We start from the raw sequence: 17,121 nt of genomic DNA, 5'->3' as shown, positions 1-17,121 counted from the left end.
TGTGCCCGAGCAAGGCTCACGGCGACCGAGCTCACCTGGCGGCAAACGACCTCTGGTAGTCGAGATAAGCCTCGATGACGGCGGTTTCGGTGGTGTATTGATCGCCGAAACGGTCGGGGCTCCAGTCGTCGGCGGGGGTCAGGTCGCTGGTTCCGTGCAGGAGTAGATCGGTGAGGACCTTGGCGTGGCCGGGGCCGTGAGTGAACCCGGCTTCGTTGTCTCCGGTCAGGGCATAGAGGCCCTCGACGGCGGCGACCGGCCCGACCAGTGCGCGCCAATCTGGGGTGTAGCAGGGTGCGCCGTGTTTGACCGTAATGCTGGATTGCCGGGCAAGGGCCGGCATGACGGCGTCGGCGCGTGCGGCTACTCGCAGCAGTTCCCGCACACCGTCGTAAGGGATCTCGTCGAGCCGTTCCGGCATCGGGGCGTCCAGGAGGATATTGCGCGGGTACGTGTCGTAAGTGCCGCCCCACAGCAAGCCGCCGTCGTGGCGGCGCACCCACAACAGTGTTCCGCCGTCGGGATCCTCGGGGATCAGACCCGAAAGGAGCAGCGCGGGAAAGGTGCCGGGCAGGTCGAGGTTCTCGGTGATGATCCGTGAGGTGACTTGCGGTGCGGAGGGCAGAAATATGCCGAGGGGAGCGAGCAATTCGTTGCTCCAGGCGCCCGCCGCCACCACCACGGCCGCGCAATCAATTGTCCCGGTGGTGGTTTCGACGCCGACGATGCGACCGCCGCGAGCCCGCAGCGCGGTAGCCGGCCGCCGCGCGTCGAGCACTTCCGGGTGCCGGTGCAGCCGCTCGGCAAGGGCTGCCCCGACCTTCGGCGCGAAGACCTGCGCACCGACTGGTTCGAACAATCCGCCGGATACTCCAGTGCGCTTGACCAGGCCGTGGGTCAGCGCCTCGACTTCGGCCGCGTCCACGACAGTGGCCTGCGCGCCGTACTCCGCACCGCCGGCGCTGACTTCCTGCAATGAGGACGCGCGGGCGTCCAGCGACAGGATCCCGTTGCGCCGCAGGTCGATGTCGTGGCCTTCGGCTTGCAGCCGGGCGTAGTAGTCCAGGCTGTACCCGGTCACGGCTTGCTCTGCGGCGAACGGCGTCCAGCTTGCCAGGAATCCGGCGCCGGCTGCGCTGGTGCCCTGGAAAAGCCCGTCACGCTCCAGCAGCCGGACCCGTCCGGCACCGGCTTCGATCAGGTGCAAAGCCATTGTGCACCCTAGTATTCCGCCACCGATGACGACGACGTCGGAATGGTCAGACATTGTTCCTCCACAGCGAGTTCGACCGATATTTCGAACCCCGGGGCCCTGGGATGAATCCGACCCTAGCCGACTCCGGAATTTTTCGCCTATGGCAATTTTCGGGCCGAATGCCCTGCTCGCGGAGGCTATTTCGATGCACGGCGACCGCTGGGATGGGCGTTGCGCCGCCGACTCAGCCGCAGCGCGCCTCACATTCCGGAGCCCGGCGTCGTCGGAGTAGCGGAACCACAGCGACCGCTCCGGGCGAACCGGTGCCGGACGAAATCCCGAACAGAGGATGCGATGACTACCAACGACTCCGAACTCGAGGCATTCTTCGCCACCCGCGCCGAGGCGCAGCAGTCGAAGAACATCGATCGACTCATGGAGCACTACGACCCCGACATCGTCTACTACGACGTCGTACCCCCACTCCGGTTCGCCGGGCACGACGAAGTCCGCCGCAACTTCCTGCGCTGGTTCGACGGCTACGACGGCCCCATCAGCTTGCAAACCCACGACCGCACCGTGCGGACCAGCGGCGACGTCGCCTTCGCCAACATGCTCCACCTGGACTCGGGAACCCGCAAAGGCGGACTGCAAGCGTCCATCTGGGTCCGCGAGACCGTGTGCCTGCACCGCGCCAACGGCGGCTGGCTGATCACCCACGAACACATCTCGATCCCGATCAACCCGGAGAACATGCAAGTCTGGCTCCCCACGGAGAAGGACCAACCTGCTTGACTAAGCCGCAGACCGGCTCGGGATACCCGGGCCGGTCGCCGGAAAATAACCCGACGTCTTCGCCGACTCGGCCGACGACCTGCACGGAAGCGGAGAAATCCGCCGAACACGCGCCCGGCGTCAGTGGCGGATAGTGCGGTCAGCGGTCGCCGTCGAGCAGAGCCAATACTCGCTGAGCGGCCGCATCACCTTCGGCGTATGCAATGTGCCTCAGCTGCTCGCGATCGACCCCGCTGCATGCGAGCCGAAGGGCTTGCGAGGCATCCGGATCCCATCAGGACGTCAGCGATGGTGACGGCATCGTTGACGAGGGCCGCGTCGGCGGCGATCAACGGCCCCAGCCACGCCAGCCCACCGTCGTTGCTGCCGACAGCGACCTCCGCTGCGACCAGTACCCACCGCGCTGCGCTGTCCTCGGGAGCGGCACGAAGGCGCTGTGTCGCGTGCGCCTCCGAAACATACTGCTGGACAGGCGATCAGGGGGAACTGATGTCACTCGCCTCTCGGCCGATGCCAGCCTCAGTTCCCCCTGATCATCCGACCAATATGGCGACACGAAATGCCCTCGGTCAACCAGCGGTTTTTGCGTCGATTTTCACGCCTGCCACCTGGAGTTCGTCCAGTGCCCGTTCGATGCTGCCGGGGGACACGCCTGCGGACAGGTTCACCAGCACTCGGGTGTTGAAACCGGCGGTGCGGGCATCCATGGCGGTGGCGCGAACGCAATGGTCGGTGGCGATACCACAAACGTCGACGGTATCGATGTCGTTGGCGCGCAACCAGTCCGCGAGCGCTGTGCCGTCCTTGGTGGCGCCCTGGAATCCGGAGTAGGCAGCGGCATACGCGCCTTTGAAGAAGACCTCATCGATCGGCGCGGTGTCGAGGTTCGGGTGGAAGTCGGCGCCAGGGGTGTCGACTCGGCAGTGCGGCGGCCACGTGTCGACGAAATCGGGAGTGTCCGAGAAATGGGCGCCGGGATCGATGTGATAGTCGCGGGTGGCGGTGATCGCGGAATAGTGACTGTCACGCAGATACCGGCTGATCCGTTCGGCCAGCGCGGCGCCGCCCGCAACGGCCACCGTCCCCCCCTCGCAGAAGTCGTTCTGTACGTCGACGATGATCAGAGCCTTGCCCATGACGCCTCCACAAGATCGGTCCCGCAACGTTTTTCGACCAGCGCTTATTGTAGATTGCTATCGCCGGTATGCATCGGCGAACGCATAATCGGCTCATCTGCCCCCGCATCTCCGCCACGCTCCCGGAGCTGCTTGCATGCTCGGCGGTCGCGCAACTCCGGCGAGGTCGACCTCGCCGTCGCGCAGCGACGACCGCGAAACCTTGTGGAACGGAACGCGGATGGTTATTCGATGAATGATCGTGCTGAGTTATTGTTCGGCTCGATGTACGGCGTCGAGCCGGGTCAAATCGTCTGGGGTGAGCGATAGTCCGGCCGCGGCTACGTTGTCCACCAGGTGGTCCGGGTCGCCTGTGCCGGGGATGAGCAGCACATGCGGCCCGCGGTGCAATGTCCATGCCAGGCGAATCTGCGCTGGTGTGGCGTCGTGCGCGCGGGCGATCGCACCGACTTCCGGGTGTTCGCCGGCCGTAGCGCCCGCTTCCCGACCCGCACCAGCGATGGTGAAGAACGGCACGAACGCGACTCCCTGCGCACCGCATGCGTCGACGAACTCGTCCTGGTCGCCACGGTGGGCCAGCCCGTAGGGGTTCTGTACGCACACCACCGGGGCGATCGCCTGCGCGTCGGCCACATCCGCGGGCGTGGCATTCGAGACCCCGAGGTGACGGATCAGCCCGGCCTCGCGCAACTCGGCCAGCACACCGAAATGCTCGGCAATCGAATCTTGGCCGGACCGCCGCAGATACACAAGGTCGAGATGATCGCGGCCGAGTTGGCGAAGATTTTCCTCGACCTCGCCGCGGAGTTGCCCCGGTGTGGCCGGCTCCAGCCAATTCCCGGACCGGTCGCGGCGTGGCCCGACTTTCGCGGCGATGACCAGCTCATCCGGGTACGGAGCCAGTGCGTGATTGATCAGCTCGTTCGCCGAACGCAACCGGGAAAAGTAGAACGCGGCGGTATCAATGTGATTCACCCCGAGCTCGACCGCTCGACGCAGCACCCGAACAGCCGCACCCCGATCGCGCGGCACCGCGTCCGCCGCGAACGCCTGACCGTACTGCGGAAGCCGCATCGCGCCCAACCCGATCCGATTGACCGTCGAATCGCCGAGCTTCCAGGATCCCCCAGTCGCCGCGTCCACCCTGCCCGAAACCATGAAAGTGAGCTGCCACACGGTAAAACCACAATTCCGCAGCCGCCGAGCGCCCCTTCGAAAAGCCCCGAAAATCTTCGCCGCTCTGGGTGCGGCCGCGGTCTGGCAGGTGTCGCTGGACAACGAAACTATCCGGGGTCTACAGCTCACTCCCCAGCCGGCTGAGCTCCTGCATGGCTTCGCACTCGATCCGTGAAAGGTCGCTGAGGATGTTGCCTGCTTGGGCGAGGCATTGGGCATCGCCCGATTCACCGGCTTGTGCGATCAGTGCAGCGACTTGGGTCCAGCCGGTCGCTGCCTCGGCGTACAGCCGGTGACCGGTGCGCAGGTGGGGGCTGTCGAGGGTCTGGGCGCATTCGGCGAGGAAGTCGCGGTAGAAGTTGCGGAAGAGGGCGCCGGCGGTGCCGGCCTGCTCCATCAAGAGGGCTGCCTGCGGTAGATCGCGCTGCGGGTCGTCGGTCCGCTCGAACCAGGTGGGTACCAGCTTGCCGGCCTTTTCGATGCCGCGGTGTCCGAGGTTGGCGATGGGCGGGTTGAGGAAGGCGTCGGCGCAGGCGGTGACGGCGGGAATGATCTGGCTCTCCGGGGAGGACGGGTGCTGCGCGGCGGTGAGAGTGAAGGATCGATGCTTGGCGGTCATCGGACCGCGCGCGGCCCTGGCCTGAGCGAGGCTGGTCAGCGTGGTGGACACCGTGCCGCCTTGCTGGTCGGTGTCCACCAGGAATGCAACGTGGTCGTCGTAGCCGTACATGGCGACGACGTGACCGCCGAAGTGCACCTTCGACGTGAAGTAGTCCAGGTAGTAGCTGTCGAGTTGCAGTCCGACAGCGTGGCCGGCACCGAGAAGGTCGACCACGTTCTCCCACGCCTTACGAGGGGAGGCGGTCTCCTGGACCAGCAGCTCCAGCCCGAGCCTGGTGGCCAGGTTTCTGGTGAGCTCGAACGGCTTGACCCGTCCACCGAGGAAGGGGAAGCCCATGCTCTTACTGTCCCAGTAGATGAACGACAATCCGGAGCCGAGGCCGAACATCATCGGCTCGGACAGCTCGAGTCCATGCTGTCGCAGCAGCACCCCCAAAGCTGTTGTCTCGCAATGCCGCATACCGCGGGCCTCAATGTCGATCAGCATGGCTATGCGGACACCTTCCTGGGCGGCGATCATCACTCTTCTCTCGGCGCTTCCGCTTGCCCAGCGAGAAAGGCCTCACGTACAGCCCGCACTCTTGGACGGCAACGAAACCGCGCTGCCATCATGTTGGACTCTCCCGTGGCGGGAGAGTCCAACGCTATCCCGGCCGGACTTCTGGCCCGCCTCGAGCAAATCGGGCACTACCCGGCGAAATTCGGTCCGGCCGCCGCTCGGATCGCTGCGCGGGATGTTCCTCAACCCCTAGGCGGCGACGTGACTCGCAGCGAGCAATGCGTCGACGAAGCCCTCTGCTTTCGCGTCGAAGGCGGCGTAGTGGGCGGTCCGCGCGTCCCCGCCGATCGCCTCGCCGATCACGAGATTGCCCTCGGCGTCGATACTTTGGGGCGACTCCTCGGCATCGGGAAGCAGGCCGACCCGCGAGTCCGCGAAACCGCTGTAGTAGGCCAAGCCGTCGTTGAGCTGAGCTTCCAGTAGCTGCTGCATGCCGGGGATGATCGCGTCATCGGCTGTCGCTCCGGCCAATCCGAGCCACAGGATGCGCTTGCCTGCCAGGCGCGGCTTGCTGCGGCCGTAGGCGAAACCGTAGTTCCACACGGTATCGATCCAGCCTTTGAGCAGGGCGGGAACGCTCTGCCAGTAGACGGGGAAGACCACGACCACGACCTCAGCGGCCAGCACGCGCCGCATGTGCGCCTCGGCGGTGGGGGAGTAGACCTTATCGCGATTGCCCCACTCGGGCTGGTCCGCGACGGTCATCCGCGGGTCGAAGTTCTCGGCCTGCAGATCGAGGAAGTCGACCGTGTACCCGGCGGCGGCGAGGCGGCCGGCGGCGAGGTCGGCGATATGAGCGGAGAGCGAGTCGGAGCGGTGGTGGCCGAGGACCACGAGCGCGGTGGCACCCCGTCTGGAGGTATCGGTGGTGCTCGATCCGGCGGTGGTCAGTTCGGCGGTGGGCGTCATGGTGGCGGCGGACTGGGTCACGGTGAGTTCTCCTGTTCGATCTGGTGCGGGCTGGTCGGCCCGGTCGCATCAGTCAACCGCGAATCGTGTGGACGATCTATGGGTGATCATCTTCAGTCGATAGGAATTCGTCTACGCTGATGGGGTGGACCCGTTGAGTTCGTTGCTGAGCGGCATTCGTGCCGAAGGATCGGTCGTGGCCCATGCCGTGCTGCGCCCGCCGTGGACTATTCGCTTCGCCGACCGTGCGCCCCTGATCATGGTGACGGTGCTGCGCGGCGACGGCACGCTGGTGCTCGCTGATGGATCACGCACGAGTCTGGTCGCCGGCGACACCGCGCTCGTGCAGGCGGGTGAACCCTTTCACCTTGCCGCCACGCCCGACGCGCTCGACCGTCCGCACGAGCGCTACGAGCTGTCCTGTTTCGTGCCGGACGGATTCGGTCCGGCCGACATCAGTTGCGCGACACCCGAATTGATCGTCACGCCATCCACAACCGGTGTGCCAGGCGAGACTTCGCTGCTCGTCGGCGCCTACCGGGCATCGGGGCGACGCCACGAACGGCTGTTGCGAGCGCTACCGCAGGTGATGGTGATCCACGAAGACCCTGAAATGTGCTTGTGGCTGGAACAATCCGCCGCCGACGCGGTCCGGTTCAGCGCGGGCTCGCAGGCGCTGATGGACCGGCTGCTGGACTGGGCACTGGTCTGCACGCTGCGCTCCTGGCTCGCCGAACAGCAGCATTGCGCGCCCGCCTGGTACCGGGGGATGGCCGACCCGATCGTCGGCCCGGCGCTCACCGCCATCCACGACCGGCCGTTCCACCGCTGGACCGTGGCGAGCCTGGCCGCCGAGGCGGCGGTCTCGCGCGCACTGTTCGCTCGGCGCTTCACCGAAGTGATGGGCGAACCGCCACTGGCCTACCTCACCGAATGGCGCATGGCCGAAGCCGAAGAACTGCTCGCCGACCCCGCTCGCAGCGTCGCCCAGGTGGCGACCACCGTCGGCTATTCTGACACCTTCGGCTTCAGCGCGGCCTTCAAACGGCTCCGCGGGACGAGTCCCACCGAGTTCCGGGCAGCGCTGGCCGCACCCCGCGACGAGTCCGGATGGATCTCGCGGATCACGACAGCATCGAACCACTCCACGCGCTCACGCCGCACGAGTGCGACGAGGACAGAGGGCGCGGTCTCGCGCTGACAAAACCCGCAGCAAAAGGTCGACGGCCCCCGGTGCTTCCGGCCGGCTGGGCGCCCATCATCAGCTTCACCGCCTACCTGCGCCGCCACCCACGCCGGGTGGATATCAGCCGAGATCCGGCGTTTTGGCTTCGTGCGGCGCCTTATCCGTCCGCAGCCCGCGCCAACTCGGGTGACGGAGCCCTTCGGCACTGGCCTCGCGGTATTCGATGTCGGCCACGAGTTCGGGTTCGACCCAATGCGCCGAGGAGGAGACGGAGCGCGGGGGTGGGATGTCGAAGGGGGTGTCGGGGCGGGTTATTTCGTTGAGGCGGAACTGGAGGACCTTGCGGTCTCGCATCGTCCAGCCGGTGCCGACGTTGCCTATGTGCACCAGGCGGCCCGCCCCGTCGTAGGCGCCCATCACGATGGAGCCGAAGATGCCGGAGTACCGCCCGTTGCCAGGGAGCCAGCCGGCGATGACAACCTCGGTGGTCTTGCGAAGCGGGGTTTTGATCCAGGCGGGAGAGCGGCGGCCGGGCTGATAACTGGAGTCGAGGCGTTTGGAGATGATGCCCTCTAGTCCGTGGTCCTTGGCGACCTCGAGCATGGTGGCCGAACTGACGTCGACGTAGTAGGGCGGGGTGCGTGTGAGCGGTAGGTCGATCGCCAAATCCTCTAGTCGGGCGCGTCTTTCGGCATAGGGGAGCGTCATAATGGACTCTCCGTTGACACCGAGCAAATCGAAAACGAGGTATTGCACGGGCACTTCACGCAAGAGTTCGGCGGTGGGTCGCACCACGTGCATCCGGCGCTGTAGCCGACGGAAAGACGGCACACCGGTGCCCGGCTCGGGTGCCACGATCTCTCCGTCGACCAGCACGTCCACACCATCGAGCAGACCGGCGAAAGCGGTGGTCAACTCGGGAAAAGAGCCACTGATATCGCGGTTGTTCCGACTGTAGAACCGGCCATGCCCGCCGTTCCATCGGGTGATGGCGCGAATGCCGTCCCACTTCATCTCGATCGCCCACAGACCGGTGTCTGCCGGTGGCCGCCCGGAGACGGCCAGCATCGGCGCCGGCGCTGATTGCACAAGATCAGCATATATCCAGCAATCAGCAAGTATGGGACGGTCGCGCCAATAACTACTGTGGTCGGCTTCCGACCGGGGCGGGTGTCCCGGTTTCGGCGAGTCCGGTCAGGGCCTGCGGCAGTTCTCCCTGGTGCAGCACGCCGAGGCGCTGGGTGGCGCGGGTCAACGCGACGTAGAGCTCGGCCGCGCCGCGTGGTCCGTCTGCCAGGATCCGTTCCGGCTCCACGACCAGAACGGCGTCGAACTCCAACCCCTTCGTCTCCGACGCCGCCACCGCGCCGGGCACATCCGGCGGCCCGATCACGACGCTGGTACCTTCGCGACCTGCCTCCTCGCGGACGAATTCCTCGATGGCACTGGACAGTTCGTCAGCACTCACCTGCTTCGCCCACGGCTGGACTCCGCACGCGCGCACCGACTCCGGCGGCGGCACATCGGGTGCGAACTCGGCGAGTACCGCGGCAGCAACGCGCATGATCTCCGCCGGGGTGCGGTAGTTCACGGTCATCGACCGGTAGATCCACCGGCCGGGCACATACGGCTGCAACATTGCGTCCCACGAGGTGGCTCCCGCGGCCGACCGGCGTTGCGCCAGATCGCCGACCACCGTGAACGACTTGCCCGGGCACCGTCGCATCAGTACCCGCCAGTCCATTTCGGACAGCTCCTGCGCCTCGTCGACGACGACATGCCGGTAGGTCCAATCCCGGTCCGCCGCAGCGCGTTCGGCGAGTTCGCGGGTGTCGCGTTCGAGGAAACGATCCGCCAGGTCCTCGGCGTAGAGCAGGTCCTGGGCGAACAGGTGATCCTCGTCGTCCATCATGTCCTCGCGGCCGACCATCAGGTCCAGCACGCCCGCGGCATACTGCGCCTGCTCGTTGCGTTCCCGCTCGGCGGACTGGTCGACGGGCTTGTCGCGGCCGAGCAGATCGACCAGTTCGTCGAGCAGCGGCACGTCCGAGACCGTCCAGGCGGTGCCGTCGGTACGCAACAGCGCTTCGTCGCCGCCCGCCGCGCGTAGTCGTTCGACGGACGTATAAAGCTCGGCCAGTAGCGTTTCCGGTGTCAGAATCGGCCACAGTTCGTCGAGTGCGGCGGTGAACGCGTCGTTGTCCGCGAGCTCCGCGATCAGGTCTTCCCGCAGTTGCTCCCACGCTTCGGTGTCCGAGCGGGTCAGCCAGCCCTTGCCGATCCGGGCGATCGCTCGTTCGGTGAGCGCCCACGTGAGGATCTCCTGGAACACCTCGCGCGCCTCGTTGTGTGGCCGCCCGCTCCCGCGCGCCTCTTCTCTGGCCCACCCCGCGATCTCGGCGTCGATCCGCACCGTGACATCCGCCAACTCGATGATCCGCGGCTCACCGGGTAGTCGCTGGCGATCGGCGACCGCCGCTGCGAGCACGCCCAGGATCTTCAGCGAACCTTTGAGGCGAGCCGCCTGCGGACTGTCCTCAGCGGTGACGCGCAGTCCGGGCACGAGGTCGCCGGTCGTTGTGAACACCACGTTCGTTTCGCCCAGCGACGGCAGTACGCGGCTGATGTGGTTCAAAAACGCCGGATTGGGGCCGACCACCAGCACACCCTGGCGTTCCATCCGCTCACGCTGGGTGTAGAGCAGATACGCGACGCGGTGCAGCGCCACTACGGTCTTTCCGGTGCCCGGCCCGCCCTCGATCACCAGCACACCGGGATGGTCGAGCCGGATGATCTCGTCCTGCTCGGCCTGGATCGTCGCCACGATGTCGTTCATCCCGTCGCCACGCGGCGCGTTGACCGCCGCGAGCAACGCCGCGTCCCCCCGATCGGAGCCCTCCGGACGGCCGAGCACCTCATCGGTGAAATCGACCAGCCGACGCCCGCGGGTGTGGAACTGGCGGCGGCGACGCATGTTCTCCGGTGTCGCGGCGGTAGCCACATAGAACGGACGCGCCGCCGGTGCCCGCCAATCGAGCAGCAGCGGTTCGAACTCGTTCGCCTCGTCGAACAGCCCGATCCGGCCGATGTAGGACCGCTCGCCGGTGAGGGTGTCCAATCGACCGAAACACAGCCCGTTGTCGGCGACATCCAGCCGCATCGCCTCCTTGGCCAGCGCGCGCACTTCGAAATCCCGTTCCATCGGGCTGCCGTCGTTCCCGCGCAACGCCGCCGCGTACCTGCCCTTCACCCGGGCGCGCTCGGCATCGAGCCGTGTGTAGAGCCCGGCCACATAGCCGCGCTCGGACTGCAATTCGTCTTCGTACCCGTGGGTTGGCATGTGCCCCTTCATTGTTTGTTCTGTTACGACCGTCTCGCGTGTGCTCATGCGGACACCGGCGACCCTTGCCGGACCGGCCGCAGCAGCGGCGCGGCTGCCGCCTCGGTGCGAAGCGCGACCGACGCAGCCGTCACTCGGGCGTGACCTGGCAGCTTCACCCTCGCCCCGACGTCGCCCCGCGACCAATACGTCGCCCACCACACATGCACCCAACATCTCCATTTCCACAGGGGTCTGACCTAGGCGAGCAATTGTGCGGCATCACCCCGGTCTTGCCGCAAGCCCCCCTGTGCGCTATACATTGAGAGTGGGAAGGAGTAGATCCTTTCCATTTTTGTTGTCCGGAGTAGACGGACCTCCTCGCGACGCCGCATGGACGGTTCCTCCTGCCCGCAACTGGCTGCGCACTGTAGCGCGGTTCCAATATGCACTCTCGAATAGGGCGTTCCAAAGTCACGCTTTATAGCGCGGTTCCGGCATGCACCCTCGAATCGAACATTCCAAAGTCACGTTTAATGATGGCTGCAGCGACGCTGGTTGTGGACGGTCAGCCCGACCGACGAATGTGTTTGTGAACGCTGAAAATTGCGCGAAGTATGCCGAAAGTGTCGGTGGCGCAGCGTAATCTCACGGGCATGCCGCCAAAATACATCCACGAGGGGTTGGTGGAACTGTTCCGCTGTCGGCCCGAGCTGGCAGCGGGTTTTCTGCATGAGGTATTCGGGTTACCCCTACCCGATTTCCAACAGACCCGTACCGAGGCTTGTGATTTCACCGACATCGGGCCCAAGGAATTCCGCGGGGACATGGCCTTCTCGCTGACCAATGGGTCCGGTATCCCGGTGGCGGGGATCGCGGTCGAGGTGCAGCTACGTCGAGACGGCACCCGACAATGGAGTTGGCCAGTTTATGTCGTTACCCTCCGGGCGCGGTTGAAATGCCCGGTGTTCCTGCTAGTGGTGGCGCCGGACGTCGGTGTAGCGGAATGGGCGGCGCGACCGATCGACCTCGGACATCCCGGCATGACCCTGCGTCCGCTGGTGCTGGGCCCTAACCAAGTGCCCGCGGTGACTGATCCGGCTGAAGCTGTCGCGGTGCCGGAGCGTGCGGTGCTGTCGGCAATCGCGCACGCCGAAGGCCCGCAGGCCCGTGAAGTTCTCTCTGCCCTGCTCGCAGGCCTCGTTAAGACCGAGGACGAGCGAGCGAAAATGTATTATGACATCGTGCACAAGGCTCTGTCTGAGTCGGCGCAACACCACCTGGAGGAGCTGATGACTACGGGATACGAGTACCAGAGCGACTTCGCCCGGAAGTATGTCGACGAAGGTCGGGCCGAAGGACGGGTCGAAGGTCGGGCGAGTGAGGCGGCCCGCATGGTGCTGACGGTGCTGGATGCTCGCGGCATTTCGGTCAGCGACGAAATTCGTACACGGGTGTCGAGGTGTTCTGATGTGGATCAGCTCGAGACGTGGGTTCGACGCGCCGTGTTGATCGATACTGCGGACGAACTGTTCGACTGAGTTCGCGGAACTGCTTCGGAATGCTCAGATGACTACGGGATACGAGTACCAGAGCGACTTCGCCCGGAAGTATGTCGACGAAGGTCGGGCCGAAGGACGGGTCGAAGGCCAGGCCGAAGGTCGGGCGAGTGAGGCGGCCCGCATGGTGCTGACGGTGCTGGATGCTCGCGGCATTTCGGTCAGCGACGAGATTCGTACACGGGTGTCGAGGTGTGCTGATGTGGATCAGCTCGAGACGTGGGTTCGGCGCGCCGTATTGGTCGATACTGCGGACGAACTGTTCGACTGAGTTCGCGGTACTGCATTCGGAATGCTCGCTAGATCGGCGATGCGTGCTCTGAAGTGGAACGCACTTGTCGGTGCAGTGCTTTCTCGACGGCAGTTGAATGGTGTCCTCCGCACGTTCACAGGCCGAGTTTGGTTACGGCGTTGTCTTCCAACGGATTTGCCGTGCGGATGTAGCCGTGCACGGTGCGGGGATTGGACCAGCGGCCTTGGCGCATGATTTCGCGATCGCTGGCACCGCCGAGCGCGGCTTGGGTGGCGAAGCCTGCGCGTAGGGAGTGGCCGGAGAAGAGGTCGGGGTCCAGTCCGGCGCGGGCGGCGTAGCGTTTGACCAGTTCGGCGACCGCTCGGCCGGACATGGGGGTGGCGCCGACCGTACCGTGACGATTTATGGTGGGGCACAAGGGTAGGTCGGGTTGCTCGGCGAGGGCGGTTCCGGTGAAGCCGTGACAGCGGTGGATGCCCGGATCGGTGGTGTCGGTGGTCAGGTGGGCGCGCAAGCCGGATGTGCCTGCTGCGGTGTGAATTTCGAGCAGGCGCACCCAGTCGGCGAACGCGCAGACGGGACAGGTGCGCGGGCGTTGGCCGCGGGGCAGCGCGACGCGTTGTTCGGCGACACCGGTCGGGTCGGTTTTCGTCGACGGCAGTCGCACCAGCAGCACCGGCTCACCGGTGGCGTGATCGAGTTGCACCGCCACATCGGCGATGCGCAGCCCGGCGAGCTCACTGCGTCGCAGTGCGCCGGCGAACCCGATCAACAACACGAGCGCATCGCGGCGCCGAGCGGGCTCGGTCGGCCAGCCGGGTTCGGGTAGCCCGGCGAGCAACTGATCGAGGGTGTGCAACAGCACGGGGCGTTTGCGTTTCGGCTGTGTTCGCCGAGTCTTGCGGATGCCGCGCAGGGTGAGGCGGACAACGTCGGAACGGGTGGGGGAGGGCAATCCGTTCGCGGCGTGCACGGCGGCAATCGCCGCAGACTTGCGTTCCAGTGTCGCCGCGCTGAACGCCCACTCACCGGTATCGCGGCGCGCGTCGGCGGCGGCCGCCAGGTAGACGGCGACGTCGAGCGGGTCCGCGGGCATCGCCTGCCGACCCTCGTCCAGACACCACGCCGACCAGGCGATCCAGTCGGTTCGATAGGCGCGCAACGTATTTGCGGACTGCGAGGCTTCGAGATAGCGGCGCAGCGAACCCGCCTGATCGTCATCGAACCGCTCCCGCACCAACCGCAGCGCGGCCGCGTCCACGAGCACACTGCGCACCCCGCGGCGCAACTCGGTGCGCACCGAGTCCGGCATCGCTATGACAGCGGCGCGCTCTTCCATCGATCAGCTCCCTGTTTCTAGACCGAAGTCATTGTCCCGCCGCCGCAGTCGAATTCACGGGAGCGAGCGCCTTCCGCGCGTCGGGGTATGTCCTAGTGCGCGTTTCACTGGGCACGCAGGTCCTGAACGTCGAATTGGTGGGTGTGCCAGATGCGACGCGAGCGTTCTTCGGGGTAGAGCTGGGTGCTCGGCTCGGCGGTGTAGACGCGGGTTGATCGGGTGCCCGGATCGTAAGGGGCCCAGCCGGGGTTGCCGGTTCTCGCGAAGTTCAGCCAGTCGGTGCGCATGTGGTGTCCGACGTGGCGGGCTTCGTCCACGGCGGTCGGTCCACCGTAGCTGCGCACTTCGTCGAGGCTGAGCGTGCCGAACACCAGTAGGTTGTCGAGGCTGTGTGAGGCGCCCTGCGCGGGATTGAAACTCCAGCAGAGTTCATAGGTCCAGGCTTGCCCACCTCCGGCGCAGTGAGCGTTCGCAAGATGCAGGTTCGGCATCCGAAACAGCCAGTCGGCGTTGACGAGTTCATCCAGCTGCCCGGGACTGGCTTCGAGATAAGCGGTTCGGTAATCCGCGTCCGAGGCGGGCGCGAGAAGCTCAAGTGTGGCACTCACCTGCTCATCGGTCACCTCGCTACCGAGACGAGCATTGAACAGTCGGTATTCGTCGCGGGTATGCCCCACGAGCACATCGATGCACCGCGCGGCACCGGCGGCGAGCGCACGCCATGGCGCTGACGGCAGGATGTCACCGTCGACGACTGGTGAAAACGGAGTCGGCGTCAGCGCCGTAGGCCCCCAGGTTTCGACGTACTCCGGCATCTTCTGAACGACCGCCTCTGTCGCGTCGATCAATTCACGCGGTGAGATACGAGCCAGCTCGTCCACAGTGGCTTGCACACCGACTTCCGCGGCGATCGTTGCCGAAATCGCGGCAGCGAGCTTCGGTGTGAAGTAAGTGCCGGGGACACTCTGAGCGATGGCGCGGCGAAACAGCCCCGCAGCCATCGGCATCGCCAACAGCGCCGCGATGCAACCCGCGCCGGCGGACTGGCCGAACACAGTGACGTTGCCCGGGTCACCACCGAACGCAGCGACGTTCTCTTGCACCCACCGCAGCGCGGCAACCTGATCGAGAATGCCGCGGTTGTCCGGAGCACCACCGATACGGGCGAAACCTTCCACACCGACGCGATAGTTCATGTTGACCACGACCACACCGGACCGAGCAAGAGTCGTACCGTCGTGGTGCGGATTGCCGGAGGTGCCCTCCAGGTACTTACCGCCATGAATCCACACCATCACCGGCAGTCCCGCGGCACCGAGATCAGGCGACCAGACATTGAGGGTCAAACAGTCACCGCCAGATACCCAATTTGCTTGCGGCACTGGCTGACCGAACTCCAGCGCATCGCGAACGCCATCCCACGACTGTGCCGCAACAGGCGCCGCAAACCTCCGCACCCCAACCGGCGGCTGGGCGTATGGGATACCTCGGAAGACCGCCACAGCGTTCTCCCACCTGCCACGCACGACTCCGGCAGCCGTGCGGACTTCACATTCGTCGTTCACGTCAGAGTGCTCACTTTTCGTTCGATGGGTACCGATCGGCGCCTACGAGGTACCGCTCAAATCATCCGCCGACACACACTTCGGCTGGAAAGTGCCCACGCGGGAGTGACGCAGCTTTCCAGCGCGGTCTGACCTAGCTCAGGATCGGGTTGAGGAGGCACCCGATTGCCAGAGGTCGGAGGCTGGCTCGTCCGACGAGTTCAGCCGCCTGCTTGACCTAAACTATGGTTGATATTTCAGAATTCGATCCATGCATGATGACATCGAGGCGATTCGCAAACTGTTCGATCGCTATACCGAACTCTGGGTTCAGCATGAGATGCGGGAATGGGGCGAGCTGTTCACCGAGGACTGCGACTTCATCACGCACCGGGGCGTGTGGTGGCGATCGCGGGAGGAGAATGTGCGCGGGCACAAGGATGTACCCGGATCTGTGCTGGCGCAGAAGAAGAACTACAGCCAGACGGTCGTCGACATCCAGCCGCTGACTCCTGGAGTGATGCTGGTGCATACCGAATGGGCGTGGCCCGATCACGTCTTGCCGGGCGCTGCCGTGTCTGAGGATCGTCGGGGGTCTCATCACTGCGGTTCTCGTGCAACGCTCGGGGCGGTGGTTGATCCGAGCGGTACAGAACACACGACTCAACGGGCTCGATGACTTCGCACCGATCGCGTCGCAGAGTGCAGCGCCGGTTGATGAAGACTGATAGCCGACCACGGATCGACGGCCGGTACTTTGCTCAGTCGAAGAAGAAAACCGGGGCAGTAGCACCGTGGAGCTCGCATTCGTTGGCAAAGGTGTTCTCCCACTCGACCCTCACGCCATTCCACGTCCCGGTTGCTGTCGCGGTGATTGAGTCGTACTCCGTTGTGCAAGTGGAGACGTCGCCCTCGAGTTCATCGAACTGGCCCTTCGCCGCGGTCAGAGCCGCACACGCCTCCTTCGCACGCGGATGAGTTCCCCCGGCCGGACCGCAGGTCAACGTGGCCGATCTCGCATCCTGCGCGGCGGCACTGGTGATGGTGAGTTTCAATGTGGACTTGGGTGTGGCAGCGGCGTCGGCGGACGCTAGCGGCAGTGCGGCCGTCGCGATTGCCAAGGAGCAGATCGTGAGGATGCGACGGGGCGAGTAGGTCGTCATCGGTCCACCCAATCACGCTTCGGCCGTCATCCCGCGCAGCCGGGCGTAGGCGCGCCGCCAGGGTGCAGCGCCCGCGACAACGTCGGTGGTGGCTACGGCATTCAGCAAGTCGCCTCGGACGCTATGCATGCCGCCTTCGCCACTGGCGCCGGCACCCGCACCGCAGGCCGCGCCCAATGGGCGACTTCGATGGTGGCCTTCCCGCACCGGGCGCGCCCGGCAGTCAGCCCCCGGATTGGCGGGTAGGTCAAGACGTGACCACCACATTGCTCACCGTCGGCCGGCAGGCTACTCGGCGGCAGTATCGGAAGGCGGCCGCCGCCGACCAACATTCATCCGCCAACAGTTGAGTGTGCGGCCGCGCAGG

Annotated in this window: 15 protein-coding genes; 5 read left to right on the top strand and 10 right to left on the bottom strand. The window is 65.6% G+C overall.

The window, feature by feature from the left end; all coding sequences use genetic code 11:
- Positions 1–31 precede the first annotated feature (31 nt).
- Positions 32–1,267 carry an FAD-binding oxidoreductase gene (locus IBX18_RS10065; protein WP_194833427.1) on the bottom strand — a complete coding sequence of 412 codons (1,236 nt, stop codon included), beginning with the start codon at positions 1,265–1,267 and terminating at the stop codon, positions 32–34.
- Positions 1,268–1,549: 282 nt separating this feature from the next.
- Between IBX18_RS10065 and IBX18_RS10060 the strand changes: the two genes are divergently transcribed.
- Positions 1,550–1,990 carry a nuclear transport factor 2 family protein gene (locus tag IBX18_RS10060; RefSeq protein WP_194833426.1) on the top strand — a complete coding sequence of 147 codons (441 nt, stop codon included), beginning with the start codon at positions 1,550–1,552 and terminating at the stop codon, positions 1,988–1,990.
- Positions 1,991–2,559: 569 nt separating this feature from the next.
- On the opposite strand, the gene IBX18_RS10055 is transcribed toward IBX18_RS10060, so the two are convergent.
- The 4 genes from IBX18_RS10055 to IBX18_RS10040 form a co-directional block, all read right to left on the bottom strand.
- Positions 2,560–3,126, bottom strand: coding sequence for an isochorismatase family protein (locus IBX18_RS10055; protein ID WP_194833425.1), 567 nt, complete (start codon positions 3,124–3,126; stop codon positions 2,560–2,562).
- Between the two features lie 249 nt (positions 3,127–3,375).
- On the bottom strand, positions 3,376–4,302 hold the full coding sequence (locus IBX18_RS10050) for an oxidoreductase (protein ID WP_306796211.1): 927 nt from the start codon (positions 4,300–4,302) through the stop codon (positions 3,376–3,378).
- Between the two features lie 118 nt (positions 4,303–4,420).
- Positions 4,421–5,410: a BtrH N-terminal domain-containing protein gene (locus tag IBX18_RS10045; protein WP_228540628.1), complete on the bottom strand. Its 990-nt coding sequence runs from the start codon at positions 5,408–5,410 to the stop codon at positions 4,421–4,423.
- Between the two features lie 261 nt (positions 5,411–5,671).
- Positions 5,672–6,412, bottom strand: a complete 741-nt coding sequence (locus IBX18_RS10040) for an NAD(P)H-dependent oxidoreductase (RefSeq protein ID WP_306796210.1) — start codon at positions 6,410–6,412, stop codon at positions 5,672–5,674.
- Positions 6,413–6,536: 124 nt separating this feature from the next.
- Here IBX18_RS10040 and IBX18_RS10035 point away from each other — a divergent pair, with 124 nt between their 5' ends.
- The gene (locus IBX18_RS10035; protein WP_194833424.1) at positions 6,537–7,592 is read left to right on the top strand and encodes an AraC family transcriptional regulator; all 1,056 of its coding nucleotides are present in this window, start codon (positions 6,537–6,539) and stop codon (positions 7,590–7,592) included.
- Between the two features lie 105 nt (positions 7,593–7,697).
- On the opposite strand, the gene ligD is transcribed toward IBX18_RS10035, so the two are convergent.
- Positions 7,698–8,645, bottom strand: a complete 948-nt coding sequence (ligD, locus tag IBX18_RS10030) for a non-homologous end-joining DNA ligase (protein ID WP_194833738.1) — start codon at positions 8,643–8,645, stop codon at positions 7,698–7,700.
- Between the two features lie 73 nt (positions 8,646–8,718).
- Positions 8,719–10,917, bottom strand: a complete 2,199-nt coding sequence (helR, locus tag IBX18_RS10025) for an RNA polymerase recycling motor ATPase HelR (RefSeq protein ID WP_194833423.1) — start codon at positions 10,915–10,917, stop codon at positions 8,719–8,721.
- A gap of 596 nt (positions 10,918–11,513) precedes the next feature.
- On the opposite strand from helR, the gene IBX18_RS10020 reads away from it, so the two are divergent.
- Entirely contained in the window at positions 11,514–12,437 is a 924-nt protein-coding gene (locus tag IBX18_RS10020) for a hypothetical protein (RefSeq protein ID WP_194833422.1), read from the top strand.
- A 28-nt stretch (positions 12,438–12,465) separates the two neighbouring features.
- Positions 12,466–12,726 carry a hypothetical protein gene (locus IBX18_RS10015; protein WP_194833421.1) on the top strand — a complete coding sequence of 87 codons (261 nt, stop codon included), beginning with the start codon at positions 12,466–12,468 and terminating at the stop codon, positions 12,724–12,726.
- A 115-nt stretch (positions 12,727–12,841) separates the two neighbouring features.
- Here the strand turns inward: IBX18_RS10015 and IBX18_RS10010 are convergent, their stop codons facing one another.
- Both IBX18_RS10010 and IBX18_RS10005 read right to left on the bottom strand, forming a co-directional pair.
- Positions 12,842–14,047 carry a site-specific integrase gene (locus tag IBX18_RS10010; RefSeq protein WP_194833420.1) on the bottom strand — a complete coding sequence of 402 codons (1,206 nt, stop codon included), beginning with the start codon at positions 14,045–14,047 and terminating at the stop codon, positions 12,842–12,844.
- A 104-nt stretch (positions 14,048–14,151) separates the two neighbouring features.
- On the bottom strand, positions 14,152–15,612 hold the full coding sequence (locus IBX18_RS10005; RefSeq protein WP_194833419.1) for a carboxylesterase/lipase family protein: 1,461 nt from the start codon (positions 15,610–15,612) through the stop codon (positions 14,152–14,154).
- Positions 15,613–15,862: 250 nt separating this feature from the next.
- Here IBX18_RS10005 and IBX18_RS10000 point away from each other — a divergent pair, with 250 nt between their 5' ends.
- Entirely contained in the window at positions 15,863–16,270 is a 408-nt protein-coding gene (locus IBX18_RS10000; protein ID WP_228540627.1) for an SgcJ/EcaC family oxidoreductase, read from the top strand.
- Positions 16,271–16,352: 82 nt separating this feature from the next.
- Here the strand turns inward: IBX18_RS10000 and IBX18_RS09995 are convergent, their stop codons facing one another.
- Positions 16,353–16,754: an SSI family serine proteinase inhibitor gene (locus IBX18_RS09995; RefSeq protein ID WP_194833418.1), complete on the bottom strand. Its 402-nt coding sequence runs from the start codon at positions 16,752–16,754 to the stop codon at positions 16,353–16,355.
- Positions 16,755–17,121 lie beyond the last annotated feature (367 nt).

The organism is Nocardia sp. XZ_19_369 (assembly GCF_015355715.1).
Lineage (GTDB): Bacteria > Actinomycetota > Actinomycetes > Mycobacteriales > Mycobacteriaceae > Nocardia.
This window is presented reverse-complemented; position numbering and strand designations above follow the sequence as displayed.

Coding starts and splice junctions, on each gene's coding strand:
- IBX18_RS10065 (WP_194833427.1), bottom strand. CDS start 1,267: ATGTCTGACCATTCCGACGTCGTCGTCATCGGTGGCGGAATACTAGGG.
- IBX18_RS10060 (WP_194833426.1), top strand. CDS start 1,550: ATGACTACCAACGACTCCGAACTCGAGGCATTCTTCGCCACCCGCGCC.
- IBX18_RS10055 (WP_194833425.1), bottom strand. CDS start 3,126: ATGGGCAAGGCTCTGATCATCGTCGACGTACAGAACGACTTCTGCGAG.
- IBX18_RS10045 (WP_228540628.1), bottom strand. CDS start 5,410: ATGCTGATCGACATTGAGGCCCGCGGTATGCGGCATTGCGAGACAACA.
- ligD (WP_194833738.1), bottom strand. CDS start 8,645: ATGCTGGCCGTCTCCGGGCGGCCACCGGCAGACACCGGTCTGTGGGCG.
- helR (WP_194833423.1), bottom strand. CDS start 10,917: ATGCCAACCCACGGGTACGAAGACGAATTGCAGTCCGAGCGCGGCTAT.
- IBX18_RS10020 (WP_194833422.1), top strand. CDS start 11,514: ATGCCGAAAGTGTCGGTGGCGCAGCGTAATCTCACGGGCATGCCGCCA.
- IBX18_RS10015 (WP_194833421.1), top strand. CDS start 12,466: ATGACTACGGGATACGAGTACCAGAGCGACTTCGCCCGGAAGTATGTC.
- IBX18_RS10010 (WP_194833420.1), bottom strand. CDS start 14,047: ATGGAAGAGCGCGCCGCTGTCATAGCGATGCCGGACTCGGTGCGCACC.
- IBX18_RS10000 (WP_228540627.1), top strand. CDS start 15,863: ATGCATGATGACATCGAGGCGATTCGCAAACTGTTCGATCGCTATACC.
- IBX18_RS09995 (WP_194833418.1), bottom strand. CDS start 16,754: ATGACGACCTACTCGCCCCGTCGCATCCTCACGATCTGCTCCTTGGCA.